The organism is Mesorhizobium sp. C268A (assembly GCF_040324475.1).
Taxonomy (GTDB): domain Bacteria; phylum Pseudomonadota; class Alphaproteobacteria; order Rhizobiales; family Rhizobiaceae; genus Mesorhizobium.
On record NZ_JAMYVX010000001.1, the window covers coordinates 1,336,081 to 1,349,493 of the forward strand.

A 13,413-nucleotide genomic window follows, 5' to 3' on the forward strand; every position below is an offset into this window, starting at 1 on the left:
TTAAACACGGTTTTTGCCCCCGGCGCGCCCGACGGTCCGTATGCGCGTTTACTTGGCCTCCAAGCGTCCGGGCCACAGACGGTTTTGACATTTCTCAGAGATTTTCCGGGAAATCGCCGTCTAGTGACACGGCGGCGATTTTGGTTGGGATAACTATCTGATCTTAAAATGAAATTTTGACCAAAAAAGCGTGCCGTCTGCGTCCTTGGTGAGAACGCAGACATTTTTGGGGAAGACTCTGGGACGCGTATGTGACGGGCGCCTACCCTAGATACCCAGGTTATTAAGAACCTCGTCGATATTGAACGACGCGTCGCACACGTTCAGCACCAATGTCCGCGGATTTTTGATCCCAAGGACTCGCTCGCAAAAGTCGTCGCCATAGAGACTCCAAACATCACGGGCGCCATCTTCGTACTTCGATCTGAACGATCGGTGAGGTTCGACGATCCGCGTTGGCGATGGACATGGGATGTGTTCATCAGCGAACGGGTCAACCACCCTAGCTGTTGATCGAACAGGGCTCTGCAATTCGGGATGGATGCCTGCGATGCGCCAACGGCTCCCCAAGCCTCGGGCATGGCCACAACGCTGACTTAGTATGACACCTGGGTTGCGCCAGCGAAAGGCGACAAGGTCTCCTAAAAGAACTTGATGCCGATCCACGGCGTGACGTTCGGAACAGACGACCGCGCTGCGGTCGTAACCCTTCATCTGATAGTTAAAAGCCAGCCAGTGCAACCAGGGCGTCTCGATGGAGGGTCCTCTAACACGCACGACCCTGCCGATCCTCATATTTGTTTGCCGCTTTACCCAGTCACGGGCCCATGCCCGGAATTCCGATCGAAGTGGGCGAGATGTCGACCGCCCCGGAATGAATACGGAAACATGGGAGTGAAGTCCAACACGTGCCCCAACTTCGTGGCAGTAAGTGTAGGCGATCGGGATCTTCCTCTCTGACATCCAGTTGCGAATGCAGGAAAGGAAACGCGAAAAAGCATTGAGCATCGCCACCTCGGTGACGATGCCCATAAGCTTCCAGCTGATGGTGACTGTGGTATCCAGCCAAAGGCCGAGATGTGCCGCGAAATCCGCCCCAGCGTACTGGGCCGCGAAGCCCTTTTCATCGATCAAACTCACTAGGAGTGTACCGGTATTTAGTCGTCGTACTTGTTGACGAACACGTTGGGACGGCGATTCTGCTCGAGTCCTGCTTGGTATGAATCAGATTTCGCCAGTTCCTCTGCCGTCTCCCCATAGATGGCGTTCATCAAGTCGCAATAAGTTCCCATGCCCTGCGGGAAACGGTATTTTTGCCCTGGCCGCGGGCCACCCCATTCGTGAAATGCCTGGGCGTATTCTTCGTAACTGTCGAATTGTGAACGTTTTGGGTATTCAGCCATATCTCTCACTCAACAAAAAGGTTGCCATTGGACAAAGCGGATGAGCGGCGTCGGCTGTAAAATCGGTGCCGGGGTTCGTCGGCCTCGTCATCTACCGCAGAGAAACCAGCTTGCACCATGAGGCCTACGACACCGGCATCTATGACGGACTCAATCAATGCCTGCGAACGCTCGCATGTGGCATTCAATCGCACGGCATGTATCGCCCATGCGCGCTCCTCAAGATCCGTGATCTTTTCCAGCTCCGACAAGGTAGGTAACCGAATCTTCCCAAAAGGAGGATCGGACATCTCATCCACGAACAACACGGACTCGGCAGGCAGATTCGATGGCAGCAGGTTCTCCGCCGCCCCGTCCGCGAGGCAGCGGCCTAGATCATCGGAGCGTAGGAGGGTCACAAAAGGATTGTCGCCCGCACGCTTGTAGAACTCGTCAACCATCACCGCCTCTGCGTCGACGCCTACTTGTTCTTGGTCAGGCAGTTCAGTTTCCGCGATTGGGACCTCCGCTAAGATGTCGTTCGGCGCCATCTTTGACAGTCGCTTGAATGAATAGGTTTGGAACACCACCGCGGCGCACCCGCGCAGATAGGCTTGGGCATCGTCACAGTCAGCATCGTCGTCGCCGCAACATCCTGGGAGATCGACCACGAGTCGTTGCCAACTCAGGATCGCAATCGGCAACGCCAGCGCCTCCAGATCACAGTCATCTGGAATCTGATCGTCGGGAAGACACTCAGCCACGAAAGGCAAGATCACCTGCATTGTGGTAGGCGTCCGAATCTCGGGTGGCGCGTCTGCAGCTATCATGGCAGCGATTTCGGCTGCCGCTCTCAGTTTTTCCATAGTCACCTCGTTTTTGGTTGTTGAAGTTCCATAATTGCAGTCGTTGCGCACGCCGCGGCTAGGTCGACGCTCAATCTTTCTGACGGGAAAGAATTGCGCGGAGGAGATCCTTCTCTTCAGTCGTCAGCACCGAGACTAGGCGCTCCAAAAACTGCGGCGATCCGCTCGCGGTCGCGGAGCTTTGACCCCGTCGGAACAGGGTGCCCGACGAAAATACAGCATCCCCTTTGATGCGCTTTATGCCAGCGGGTTCGAACCCCTGTTCGGCCATCAGCGCACCGACGGCGAGGCCGACGAATTGGCGGGTCGATTTTTTTGTCAAAATCTCGGCTGAAAGGCTCTCCCGCATTGTTGCACTAAGCCCTTCGACCGGGGCCATGTCTTGTAGCGCCAATGAGATCAAACGCTCTCGATGCTTGAACCGAATATCTTCGGCAAGCGTGCGGAGATCCGAGTCGGCGCCGGCCGAGCGAAAGACGCGGCGCCATTTTTGGTTGTCGCCTTCCACCATATCTGACGCCATCTGCTCGTTCGGTCAAAACATATGTTTTCATAAGCTGCCGGTGCCGTCAACCGTTTTCGCGCGGCTCGATTGCCGTCTGCCTTAGAAGCAACTGTGGGGGCGCATGATCGAATCTCTCGCCAACGAAAGTTATTGGAGAGTTGATCATGAGGGGAAGCATCCACCGACAAGTGACCGAAGCGCTGCTGGCGCAACTCGATCATACCAAGGCGCATGCCTGGGTCTGTCCCTGGCATCGATCGGCTGGAAGCGTGCCTACAAACGGCAAGACTGGGCAACGATATCGCGGAATCAACATCTTGAACCTCTGGTGCGCTGCCCAACGCCTTGGTTTTACCGATAATCGGTGGGCAACCTATCGGCAGTGGCACGCCCAGGGCACTCAAGTGCGACGTGGCGAAAAGGGCAGCCTCGTCTTCTTCTACAAAGAGACCAATGGTCACAAAGACGGTGCGGCAGCTGAAAACGGAGACGCAACGGCAGACCGCCGATACATTATGCGCGCTTCCGTCGTATTTAATGCCGACCAGGTCGACGGTGTGTCTCGTGGGCTCGAGCCGACAACCGGTGAAACCTGGACGACGGAAAACTTCGACGACTTTGTCGCTATGACCGGGGCTGTCGTCCGCTTCGGCGGCAGCCAGGCGTTCTACAGTCCAACACTCGACGAAATTCATCTCCCGCAGCGAGAGCATTTCAAGACGGCCGAAGGATTTGCCGCCACGTTGGGGCACGAACTCGTGCACTGGACCGGCGCAAAACCAAGGTTATGGCGCGATCTCTCGGGACGGTTCGGGAAGCAAGCATATGCTGCCGAGGAACTGATTGCCGAACTCGGGTCCGCGTTCCTTCTGGCCGGGCTTGGATTGGCCAGCACACCTCACCCCAATCATGCTGCGTATGTTGCCAGCTGGTTGCCCCTTTTACGGGAAGACCCGCGCGCAATCTTCGTCGCCGCGGCTCAGGCCTCTCGGGCTGTCGAGTGGCTTTTCGAGGTCACATCGCGAGGCGCCAAGAGTGAGATGCCGGCGCCCAGCTTGGTGCGGGACGTCGATGGCAAATCGGCAGGCCCTGCCGGCTACGACGAAGCCAGAAACGCGGTGCACTGATGGCGCGTTTCCTCAACCACTACCGTTGCGATCGGTGCGACGCGGATTGGTCCGACGAATGGGACTGTCAGTGCGACGATGAATGCCCAGGATGCGGGGCTAACTACAGCCCGGTTTCGTCTGACCATCTGGAAGATGAGGAGGCATGAATATGGCGGAGAGCTTGAAATCCTTTTCAGTGCTCATCGCGTGGTCCGACAATGACCTCGAGCAAGGCGACTATGCCGCAACGGTGCGGGCGGCGAACGCGGATGACGCCGAGGCTATGGTACGCACCTTGATGGCCGATAGCGCCGGCGACGACGACCGAGAGACAGACGGCTATGGCCGCCTGATCGAGTGCACAGAAGGCGCCATCTGGAAAGCTTCCGACCTGGAGAAGGCATTGCGGGCACTTAGGGCCGTTGCCGTTCGGGATGACGACAGCGACCAAGCCGCGTTCGATGCTGCTGTGAAGATGACGGATGACGTGCTCGCCGACATCGACAGAGTGGAGTGACAGGCACCGCGCAAAGCCCGTTGCCACACGCTCACTGTGGGACGCCCTGCACCATGTCGGCAACAAACACCGAGGACCCTTGAACATCCTGAGAGACAATTCAGAGGTATCCAATGCCTGATTTCACGCCGTGCCAACTCGCAACAGCTGCGAGTATCCTGCCCTCTGCGCCGAATTGGCTTTTCGAGCCAAAATACGATGGATACCGGTGTCAGCTTGTGGTTCGGGAGGGCAAACTACAGGTCTTCACCCGCAATGGTATCGATTGGACGGACCGTTTGGGCCGTTCGCTGCCCGCCGAGGTAGCACATCAGCACGACTGCGTCTTGGACGGCGAGATCTGTGTGCTCGATCCCAACGGTCGGCCCGATTTCGGCCTGCTTTGCAAAAGTCTCTCAGACCGCAACGCTCAGCTGTCATTTTTCGCGTTCGATCTTATCGCTAGCTCTGGCAACAGACTAACTGCCCTCCCCCTGTTCGCTCGAAAGCAACTGCTCCGTGATGTGGTCTCCGCGTTGGACATCGAGCACGTCAATCTGGTGGAACACACGAGCGATGGCCAAGCTCTGTCCGAGTCTCTGCGAATTGGGGGGTGGGAGGGCGTAATGGCAAAGGATGGCCACGCGCCGTATCAGCCAGGCGTGCGGTCCCCGACCTGGCGGAAATTCAAGTTTACGCGCCGCCAAGAATTCATTATTGCCGGCTGGCGACCTGATCAAACAACCGCTCACGTCAAGTCGATCGTTCTGGCAACGATAGACAATGGGGACTTGACACTCCGCGGCAGTGTTGGCAGCGGTTTTTCTAGAAAGCAGCGCGAGCAATTTGCCAAGCTTTTCGCACAAGCGGCTTTATCAGTTGGCGCTATGCCATCCCGAACTGATAACAGCGACGGCGTGTGGTTCTTGCGGCCGGAACTGGTCGCCGAGATAGAATTCTTGGAGTTCAGTTCAAAAGGCTGCGTGCGTGGTGCCAGCTTCATGGGGTTGCGTGACGACAAGCTCGCGACGGATGTTCGGCTTGAAACACTTCCGGACTTAACCGGTCTCGCATCGCTGTACCCGTGACGCATCAAGCGCTGTGGCAGGCGTGGTCAAACCACTACATACTATAAACCAACACCATCTCCAGACCACCTTCCCCTACACCACCTTCCCCTACACCACCTTCCCCTACACCACCTTCCCCTACACCACCTTCCCCTACACCACCTTCCCCTACACCACCTTCCCCTACACCACCTTCCCCTACACCTCTTAGCTGCCAGAGCCGGGGCAGATTTAACTCAAGAAGTGTTTTGACTCCCTCGATCTTGCTCGGTCCTCTCCCTGCAAATCGCTGGCCCCGTTCATTGAACCTTGCAGCGTCAATGACAGGAGCCAATGATGGAAAATACGCTTACTGTAACAAGGTCGGACCACACCGCTGCCGACTCCGACCGAGCCCGCTCAGTATTTGAACGGCCTCTCGTGCACGCCCCCCTCATTCCGGAATTCGTGCTGCGGGCCAACAACGCCTTCATCGCCACCGACGCTCGCTTTGGCGCTGCCGCAAGGCTGCTCAGCACCCTGTGGCGCGAGGAACGAAAAATCCCCATCGGCGCCTTCATTGTCGGCCCACGAGGCGAAACACGACGCATCAAACTCGGCTCGCGAATTTCAGGGCCAGCCGCCCGTGCCGGAGCCAACTTCATGGATCACGGCGTCACGGCACTGGCCAAGGCCGAGCTGCTGTTCCGAGAACCGGGATCTGTTTGGGACGAGGAGCGCCTATGGACTAACCTGCTTTCGTCGCAGTGCCTCACCATCAACCTCTGGGCGCCGATGGCATATGACCTAAACTTGGCCACCGCAGTTTGGCGCGGCCTCCTGCCCGGCTTCGTCGAAAGCGTCACGCGTGTCCGATTTGAACACAGCCCTGGCCGGTTCCAAGACAACTATTTCGGAGACGGCACCGCATTCGATGTTCTGGTGGATATCGTTACGCCCGACGGTGAACCAGGCCTCGTCGCGGTCGAGGTCAAATACGTCGAGGAGATGCTGGCAACCCCGGCACGACACCGAGACCGCTACGACGAGACGACGCGCGACTGCGGCCTGTTCATAGACCCTGAAGACGCGATTCTCAGACGCTCAGGCTTCGAACAGCTTCGCCGCGAACACGTGATGGCGCAACTTATGGTCGACAAGGGGCTGGCCTCACGCGGCAAGTTCATCACCATCGTGCCGCGACTGAACCGACGCGCCGTCGCATCTAATACGATGTACGCGGCCGAACTGCAGGACGCCACGGGCGACACGCCACATGGTAATGGACGCGCCGCGCGTCGGCTTCCAGGCATTCACTCTCGAGACTGTTGTGCGAGCGATCGCGGACAACGGTGCAACAGAGTATGCGTCGGCACTCTGGAGTCGATATTGCGATTTTCATCGCGTTGTCCGCCACGTGATGGAGTCGCTCGTTACGACACCTTCGGGCACCGCCTTCGACCGTCGCAAGTCCGACCCATCACCCGGTGCCAAGGTCAAAGCACCGGCCGCTTCTAAACGGCGCTCAAGTGCTCCTAGGGCGGCGGCCGCTTCGTAAGGGCTTCGGCGGTTCCTCGCCGGGTTCTGGCTGCCTGAAAAGCTCAGCCAGCCCAATATCCAGCGTATGAGCCAGGCGGTCCAACACGTCGAGCGATGGATTTTCAGTCTGTCGCTCGATGCCGCCCAAATAGGCTCGATCGATCTCGGCATCAGCCGCCAAGCGCTCCTGCGACAACTGCCTGGCAACGCGCATCTGGCGCAAGTTCCAAGCCAAAAGCTGACGTCCCTTCATAAGAATAAAGGCGCATCTTGATGTCCTTAAAACCACTGGCTATAGGCATCTAATTAAGCCCTCACTGCTCCCTTCATGATCATTGGAAACCAGACCATGGCTAAAATTTTGAAGCTGTTTTGCGCCGCGTTCTCGAAGTCTGTCCGAACTGCCTCAGTGATTGCCGTCCTTGTAGGGTTCCCGGCCTTGCCCGCGCTGATCGCGCCCGCTTTTTCGCAAGATCAAGAACAAGACGCCCCTCCTAATTTGGATCCTGACGTGGAAGTCTTGATTCGCAACAATCCGGCCATGTTCAGTCCGCAGACTCGGTTCACGGCGTCCGACTTGGAAAGCTATCCTCAAATTTACAGATACTACCTGATACAGATACTCGCCTTGGATTTATGCGAGGAGAGATGGGATGACTTCTCCGGACAAGCCGACGAAGCGCGGCGCAGGCTTGATCTCGTCAGCCGCGCACAAGTGCAAGTTGGGATGCTTTCCGAGGAAGCGATGCAAACTATCGTAACGGGGGTGGGACAAGTCACCAACGACACGCGAGTGAAGGATTATCTGCTGGCCGACCCAAACGGACTTTATTCCACCTGCCAACAGGCAACGCTCATGTTCAGCTCGTTGAATTTCTCGACGCAGTAGCGCTTATGCGCTCAACCTGCCTTCATCACGCCGGTTACCTACGTCTTGGCATTCCACGTCTCAGCGCACTGCTTCGTCAAGCCAGAAGCCCGTCCTGACCCCACATCACCAACTTGCCTATACAGGGCGAGCTCATTTGCCTGCGATCCGCCTAGCCGATGGCTTGCTGACCATCGCGCGCATCTAAGCCGCTCCCGAGGCGACTGCACGCAGCAACATCGCTGCCGCTGGAACGAACAAGACCTCTCACCGATCGTACTCGCTGACCAGCAGCAGAACTCGTCCGTTGCCGGTTTAAGGAACGGCAGCCGACCACCGGCTCAGCGAACAAACTCCAAGCGCGAAGAGGAGCTGTCGACCATGATGATTAGCGCCACCTACAGCCCGGAAGACAACAAGCTTCGGCTCTACCCAGCCGCTCGCCTTGATAACGAGACTTACCAGCGCGTCAAAAATGATGGGTTCGTCTGGGCGCCCAAACAAGGGCTATTTGTGGCCCCAAAATGGTCGCCGAGCCGCGAAGATCTAGCCATCGAGTTAGCTGGCGAGATCGAACCGGAGGAAATGACGCTGGCTGAGCGTGCTCAAGCCAAAGCCGATCGGCTCGACGAACTTGCCAACAAGCGCCACCGACAGGCCAATGCCTTCCAGCGCGCCGCCAATGAGCTCTCAGAGGCGTTTGCTTTCGGCCAGCCCATTCTGGTGGGCCATCATTCGGAGCGGAAAGCCCGAAAGACGCAAGAACGCCTTCACTCAGCAATGACAAATGCCAACAATGCACAGAAGGCCGCGAATTACTGGCTATATCGCGCTGACAGCGTGCAGTTGCATGCCAACTACAAAAATGACCCGCGCGTGCGAGCAAACCGCATCAAAACGTTGTTGGCCGAACTGCGCGATATCCAACGCGAGATCAATCACGCGCACATGACAATCGCCGTCTGGGAGAAGATCAGCCAGGACGAGGCGATAAAAATCGCGATCGGGCGAAGCATTGCAACCGGCGCGTTGGCACCTTGGGATCTGTGGGGAAAGGTCGAGAAAGGTGAAATCTCGCCGCAGGCGGCGCGCCAACAATGCATTGACGCTGCAAACAAGGCTATCTGCAGTGACACACGACGCCGCTATATCGAACACGCCCTTAACCGATTGAGCTACGAGCGTGAATTGCTCGGGCCGGTGCGCCGGTATCTAGGCGAACTAACACCCGTAATCCTCCAGGCCTTCGCGCGCGAGCATGGCTCGCATAAGCCGCGGGCATCGGCTGTCGGTTCCGACACCTTCGTGATCGAAGGCGAAGTGACGTTACCCCTGCACCTCGCCAACGATATAAAGCTGTCGTTGTCTGCCGACGAATGGCGCGACCTTATGCAGGCTGTTGGATACGAGGTGCCGGAAGACAGGGATGCCCTGCCGCCCACACTAAATCTCCGGACGCAGGAACTGCAGTCGCGGCATCGCTACCACCGCGATCAGATCGAAACGTTCCCCGTTGTCGAAATGACCAAGTCAGAATATGCGCGTTTCCATTGCGAACAACGTGGACGACGGCTCTCGCTTTGTGGCGGATTCCGGTTTCGGATCTGCATTAATCCGAAGCATGACGGACCGCGCTATTTGGCCCGTTTTGTCGCCGTCTTCTTGACCGACGCCAAGGCCCATCCGCTGCCTGAAAGCATTGCGCTCGCACAAGATTCGGAGGCGCAATGAAACGCGCTGTCTATACTCGCTCCGACAAGCCCCTGCGAATTCCCGTCAGAAGACGCACCGGCTTTGACAAGTTAGAACCCGTCCAGGTTGCGGAACCCGTCTTCGTGGACAAGGCCACCGAATGCCATCTGACGCCCGACGACGTGGCGGCCCGAATGGTTGCTTACTTGGGACCGCCAGGCGATTTCCTCACGCTTGAACCCAGTGCCGGCACGGGGCAACTCACGAAAGCGCTGCTTGCCTCCGGTCATAGTCGGCACGAGCTCACCCAGGTTGAACGCCACCTACAACTTGCCAGCGGACTGCACAAATTCGGTCCAGTGATCAACCGGTGTTTTCTGGAATGGGCGGCTGAAGTCACACAGCGTGTCGAATACCCGCGCATCATCATGAACCCGCCTTTCAGTGAGGTCCATAGACACCTCGCGGCCGCTCTGTCGCTTCTGGGCCGTGGCGGCCACGAGCATCCCGCGGTGCTTGTTGCGCTGGTGCCTATTACGTTCGACCACCCGCAAGCTGAGACGCTCGAAATCCTCCCTGCAGATACTTTCGCTACAGCTCGGGTCCATACCAAGATCATCAGGGTGTCGAACGCATAAGTTACCATACCGTCTGAGCCACGGGACTGAGCTTCAACAGGTTTCCAGCCGCAGCTTGCAGCGTCGCTTACGGACTCGCCCCGTTCAGAGCTGTTGCGATAATCCAGTACGAAGGCGAGCGCGTCACAGATCGCTAAACATTCGCTATGCCAAGATCGCTCCACCACTTGGCGTCGAATAAGGTGCTTAACCCGTGTTCCGGACACTAAATTATAGCACTTCCCTCTATCACTCTCTCAAAGATCCCATCAGTCAATCCACCACCATCTCTCTCTCACCTTCCATCCCAGAAACCATCACTCAACCAGCAATGGAGCAGAATATTGGGCAATACACTTCACCGGCCCGACGACACGATGGAGATGAGGCTCGCCATCGAGCATCTCGCTGCTAAGGGCCATAAACTAGCGAGGAAATCTGCCTATCAACTCAAGGTGGGTCCCTATAATTTCTATCCCACAACGGGCAGAATTACCAAAGACGGCGCACCACCTATCCAAGAAAGAGGCATTGATAAATTTAGCGAACTACTTCCGAAAACCAGAGTTCGCGCAAATTCATCCACTTCATTTATCCACGAGCTTCAAACGCTCGTGATATCAGATTTCATTGAAAACTAGCGCGAGCCGGTTCGAAGGCTAACAGGTCCCGCGCTCGGGGCCCTCGTCGCATTGGTGGGTTGCTCCCAGATCAAGCATTTCAGCGGGGATCCCAAGCTACTGGCCAGCCGAAGGACTTTTTGCCCTTCCATGACATCACCGGAGAGACGGAAATGGGCCGATAGCGGACTGGCAGCTTACAGCATGATGATGTCCAGGAGCGGCCGCTCCGCTGTTGCCCATGAGCTACGTCGAAAACTCGTTGGGCATGTCCAATAGTGTGAAAATCGTATTTTACACTAACGAGCGCTTCAACGACTCTGGCCGGCCTCTATCGCCGCAATCCCTCGCGAAGGAGTTTGCTGGGAGTTGGCGCCCCGGCTCGGCGATGTCTTCAGAGGCGATTACAGCCAGCAGCAAGGAGCACCTCGGAAATGCCGTCGAGCTCTCGCGGTGAACGTGTGGGATCTTCTGCATTGCCCCGAGGAACATAAATGACGCAGCCGGCGCGTGCGCGGGTAAGCAAAACTCGATACCCGTTCAATCGGAACTGCTGCCTGCCCGTGTCCCGAATGGTCTGCCATTTCGGCGCTCTCATCATCCGGGGCAACCAAACGGCCTGGGAGCTTCAAAATAAAATTTGATGGTGAGCGCCGTTGACTCTGGCGGAACGAAACGGGAACATATTCCTATCCTGAAAGCTGAGCAAGCCCCATGAGACACCGGCGCGGTATTGATTTAGTCGCTCCCATCCCTCCCGTGCGCCACCATGAGTATGAGGCCGCGACCGGCGTTTACACGACCGTGAAGGGCCTGAGGGAGTGGGAAGTGCTGGGCGCCAAATGCGCGAAATGCGGCCATATCGGCTGACTGGATACGGCGAAGGTGATGCGCCAGTACGGCAACCAGTACCAGCACAACCTGAGCGGCAAGATGCTTTGCGATGTGGCAACAAGACGGGCAACAAGGTGCTGGTGGGCGTCCTCGAGCGAAACTGAGCCTAGCTGAACACGCTGTCCTCTTCCTCAAGCAACACATTGGCAGCGCTGTAGAGCAGCGCAGCGCGGTGCATGAGAAACAGTGGGTACATGTCCTTGAAGATGGAAGCCGGGATGAGGTTGCTCTTCAGGATGGATTCCACGTTGTCCGGCATCTTGGACCGATATTCGCTGGGCGCCGCCCCGGATATGGCGTTGTTGTCCGACCGTGACAGGAAGCACATGTTGGCGAGGCAAGACTCCTCGGAATCATCCTCTATCGGCATCGTCGATTTGATGAAGTTGCGCGGGTAGATGTGATGGAATTCGTTGCGGTTGTATTCCTTCAGCACGGCTGACAGGGTGATTTTATTGCCACTGACGAATGAGCGTGGCTCGTGCTGGGCCAGCATGAGGATGAAGGTTTTGGAAAACACCGAATTCAACCTAAAGATGATTTTCAGGAAGAATTCGTGGTCCAGGTGAACCGGAGGCGTGTTGAGGACCTTGAGGGCGCCGGTCCTAAGGTTTTCAAACGCCAGCACGTCCTCGCGCAGCGTCTTGATGGGCTGGCTGTTTAGCCGGCGACCAAAGCAGGTGCGCCAAAACCACTTGAGGATCTGCTGGCGCTGGGCATCCGTCATCTGGTGTTGCCGCTTCGGCTCCCCGGAGAAGAACACGGACAGGGGCACAAGCAGGTTGTCGTACGGTAGGTTGCTGAGACTGGCGACACCAAGGTTCTTGCGCAGAAAGTCGATGGCACCCTTGATGCCGGTGGTCACCAGGTCGAAGGATTCGCGCACCTGCTTGCCGTTCAATCCGATCAGCGCCTCGATCGACGGATCGTTGGCGAGGATCGCGCTGCAACACCGCAGCAACAGGTCCTTGTCGGCACCCATGTCCTTGAAACCGAACGGGGCAAGCTCCTGGGCCAACTCCTCGAACTTTTGATTTAGGTCAAAATCACCGCTCCACGTCCAAGCGCTGAGGAGCTGAACCGTGTCCAGCTCAACACCGCGTTGGTTCACCCGCTCGAACACGATGGCGACGGCGGTCTTGTCCTCGGTGTCGATGGTCTGGACCGGTATCAACGCTTCCTTGAATTTGGATTGCAGGTTGTCGATGACGGCAATCTGGTCAGGGTTATAACCGTCGGTCTCCCGGCGATAAGCCACCGGGTCAAAGAGGCACTTGATGGGGAAGTGCCGCCCCTCATCCACATCCTCGTCTGGCAGCGCCATGAACAGGGAATCTTGCGCGTTAAAGGTAGCGTCCAGGTCGTAATAAATGTTCGACCACAAGGGCCGCTTCTCCAGCTTGATGTCGGTCTGAAAGACCCCGAATATCGAAGTGATGCGCTGCTGGCCGTCCAGAATGTAGTCGGTGGGATAGGTCGGATCATTCTGTGGTAGCTTGAACGGTCCCAAGTCCCGCTCGTGGGTTAGCTCCTGTTTGGTCCGCCATAGCAGGATAGAGCCGAAGGGATAGCCCTTGTAAATGCTATCCATGAGGTAGGCTACGCGCTCCGGGTCCCAGACAAATCCTCGCTGAAAGTTCGGCACCCGCATGCGTCCGGCGACCAATTCTTCCATTATTTTGCGGATGTGCAGCTGGTCGGCCATGATTCCCCCGGAAACCCAAAGAACGTTTTAGCATAGAGACGAAGCACAGCACCATTTGCTTGGCAGCTACT

Annotated in this window: 15 protein-coding genes; 8 read left to right on the forward strand and 7 right to left on the reverse strand. The window is 57.1% G+C overall.

Translation table 11 applies throughout. From position 1 onward, the window contains the following. Positions 1 to 267: 267 nt before the first annotated feature. The 4 genes from NKL06_RS06725 to NKL06_RS06740 form a co-directional block, all read right to left on the reverse strand. Positions 268 to 1,140, reverse strand: a complete 873-nt coding sequence (locus NKL06_RS06725) for a hypothetical protein (protein ID WP_155927400.1) — start codon at positions 1,138 to 1,140, stop codon at positions 268 to 270. Between the two features lie 17 nt (positions 1,141 to 1,157). Further along, complete coding sequence (locus NKL06_RS06730; RefSeq protein WP_023692715.1) at positions 1,158 to 1,403, reverse strand: hypothetical protein; 246 nt, start codon at positions 1,401 to 1,403, stop codon at positions 1,158 to 1,160. Positions 1,404 to 1,408: 5 nt separating this feature from the next. Then, positions 1,409 to 2,248, reverse strand: a complete 840-nt coding sequence (locus NKL06_RS06735) for a hypothetical protein (protein WP_023692714.1) — start codon at positions 2,246 to 2,248, stop codon at positions 1,409 to 1,411. Positions 2,249 to 2,318: 70 nt separating this feature from the next. After that, the gene (locus NKL06_RS06740) at positions 2,319 to 2,759 is read right to left on the reverse strand and encodes a hypothetical protein (protein ID WP_155927398.1); all 441 of its coding nucleotides are present in this window, start codon (positions 2,757 to 2,759) and stop codon (positions 2,319 to 2,321) included. A gap of 158 nt (positions 2,760 to 2,917) precedes the next feature. Here NKL06_RS06740 and NKL06_RS06745 point away from each other — a divergent pair, with 158 nt between their 5' ends. The 5 genes from NKL06_RS06745 (at position 2,918) to NKL06_RS06765 (ending at position 6,925) form a co-directional block, all read left to right on the forward strand. Next, positions 2,918 to 3,880, forward strand: coding sequence for an ArdC family protein (locus tag NKL06_RS06745; protein ID WP_023808019.1), 963 nt, complete (start codon positions 2,918 to 2,920; stop codon positions 3,878 to 3,880). 151 nt (positions 3,881 to 4,031) lie between these two features. Next, positions 4,032 to 4,379 carry a hypothetical protein gene (locus NKL06_RS06750; protein WP_156939148.1) on the forward strand — a complete coding sequence of 116 codons (348 nt, stop codon included), beginning with the start codon at positions 4,032 to 4,034 and terminating at the stop codon, positions 4,377 to 4,379. Between the two features lie 113 nt (positions 4,380 to 4,492). Beyond that, on the forward strand, positions 4,493 to 5,446 hold the full coding sequence (gene ligD, locus NKL06_RS06755; protein WP_023808018.1) for a non-homologous end-joining DNA ligase: 954 nt from the start codon (positions 4,493 to 4,495) through the stop codon (positions 5,444 to 5,446). Between the two features lie 22 nt (positions 5,447 to 5,468). Then, a complete protein-coding gene (locus tag NKL06_RS06760; protein WP_352580061.1) occupies positions 5,469 to 5,639 on the forward strand; it encodes a hypothetical protein in 171 nt (56 codons plus the stop codon). 125 nt (positions 5,640 to 5,764) lie between these two features. Beyond that, a complete protein-coding gene (locus NKL06_RS06765) occupies positions 5,765 to 6,925 on the forward strand; it encodes a PGN_0703 family putative restriction endonuclease (RefSeq protein ID WP_156939147.1) in 1,161 nt (386 codons plus the stop codon). 7 nt (positions 6,926 to 6,932) lie between these two features. Here the strand turns inward: NKL06_RS06765 and NKL06_RS06770 are convergent, their stop codons facing one another. Further along, positions 6,933 to 7,199, reverse strand: coding sequence for a helix-turn-helix domain-containing protein (locus NKL06_RS06770; RefSeq protein WP_023692709.1), 267 nt, complete (start codon positions 7,197 to 7,199; stop codon positions 6,933 to 6,935). A gap of 96 nt (positions 7,200 to 7,295) precedes the next feature. Here NKL06_RS06770 and NKL06_RS06775 point away from each other — a divergent pair, with 96 nt between their 5' ends. From NKL06_RS06775 to NKL06_RS06785, 3 genes are all read left to right on the forward strand, one after another. Continuing rightward, positions 7,296 to 7,835 (forward strand): hypothetical protein, encoded by a 540-nt coding sequence (locus NKL06_RS06775; RefSeq protein ID WP_023808015.1) that lies wholly within the window; start codon positions 7,296 to 7,298, stop codon positions 7,833 to 7,835. Positions 7,836 to 8,195: 360 nt separating this feature from the next. Then, the gene (locus NKL06_RS06780) at positions 8,196 to 9,545 is read left to right on the forward strand and encodes a DUF3560 domain-containing protein (protein ID WP_023692707.1); all 1,350 of its coding nucleotides are present in this window, start codon (positions 8,196 to 8,198) and stop codon (positions 9,543 to 9,545) included. Further along, positions 9,542 to 10,144 (forward strand): SAM-dependent methyltransferase, encoded by a 603-nt coding sequence (locus NKL06_RS06785; protein WP_031210555.1) that lies wholly within the window; start codon positions 9,542 to 9,544, stop codon positions 10,142 to 10,144. Before NKL06_RS06780 ends, NKL06_RS06785 begins: the two co-directional genes overlap by 4 nt. 993 nt (positions 10,145 to 11,137) lie before the next feature. Here NKL06_RS06785 and NKL06_RS06790 read toward each other — a convergent pair. Beyond that, on the reverse strand, positions 11,138 to 11,344 hold the full coding sequence (locus tag NKL06_RS06790) for a DNA/RNA helicase domain-containing protein (RefSeq protein ID WP_155927396.1): 207 nt from the start codon (positions 11,342 to 11,344) through the stop codon (positions 11,138 to 11,140). A gap of 399 nt (positions 11,345 to 11,743) precedes the next feature. Then, the gene (locus NKL06_RS06795; protein WP_023692704.1) at positions 11,744 to 13,342 is read right to left on the reverse strand and encodes a DUF262 domain-containing protein; all 1,599 of its coding nucleotides are present in this window, start codon (positions 13,340 to 13,342) and stop codon (positions 11,744 to 11,746) included. Positions 13,343 to 13,413 lie beyond the last annotated feature (71 nt).

Coding starts and splice junctions, on each gene's coding strand:
- NKL06_RS06730 (WP_023692715.1), bottom strand. CDS start 1,403: ATGGCTGAATACCCAAAACGTTCACAATTCGACAGTTACGAAGAATAC.
- NKL06_RS06735 (WP_023692714.1), bottom strand. CDS start 2,248: ATGGAAAAACTGAGAGCGGCAGCCGAAATCGCTGCCATGATAGCTGCA.
- NKL06_RS06740 (WP_155927398.1), bottom strand. CDS start 2,759: ATGGTGGAAGGCGACAACCAAAAATGGCGCCGCGTCTTTCGCTCGGCC.
- NKL06_RS06745 (WP_023808019.1), top strand. CDS start 2,918: ATGAGGGGAAGCATCCACCGACAAGTGACCGAAGCGCTGCTGGCGCAA.
- NKL06_RS06750 (WP_156939148.1), top strand. CDS start 4,032: ATGGCGGAGAGCTTGAAATCCTTTTCAGTGCTCATCGCGTGGTCCGAC.
- ligD (WP_023808018.1), top strand. CDS start 4,493: ATGCCTGATTTCACGCCGTGCCAACTCGCAACAGCTGCGAGTATCCTG.
- NKL06_RS06765 (WP_156939147.1), top strand. CDS start 5,765: ATGGAAAATACGCTTACTGTAACAAGGTCGGACCACACCGCTGCCGAC.
- NKL06_RS06770 (WP_023692709.1), bottom strand. CDS start 7,199: ATGAAGGGACGTCAGCTTTTGGCTTGGAACTTGCGCCAGATGCGCGTT.
- NKL06_RS06775 (WP_023808015.1), top strand. CDS start 7,296: ATGGCTAAAATTTTGAAGCTGTTTTGCGCCGCGTTCTCGAAGTCTGTC.
- NKL06_RS06780 (WP_023692707.1), top strand. CDS start 8,196: ATGATGATTAGCGCCACCTACAGCCCGGAAGACAACAAGCTTCGGCTC.
- NKL06_RS06785 (WP_031210555.1), top strand. CDS start 9,542: ATGAAACGCGCTGTCTATACTCGCTCCGACAAGCCCCTGCGAATTCCC.
- NKL06_RS06790 (WP_155927396.1), bottom strand. CDS start 11,344: ATGATGAGAGCGCCGAAATGGCAGACCATTCGGGACACGGGCAGGCAG.
- NKL06_RS06795 (WP_023692704.1), bottom strand. CDS start 13,342: ATGGCCGACCAGCTGCACATCCGCAAAATAATGGAAGAATTGGTCGCC.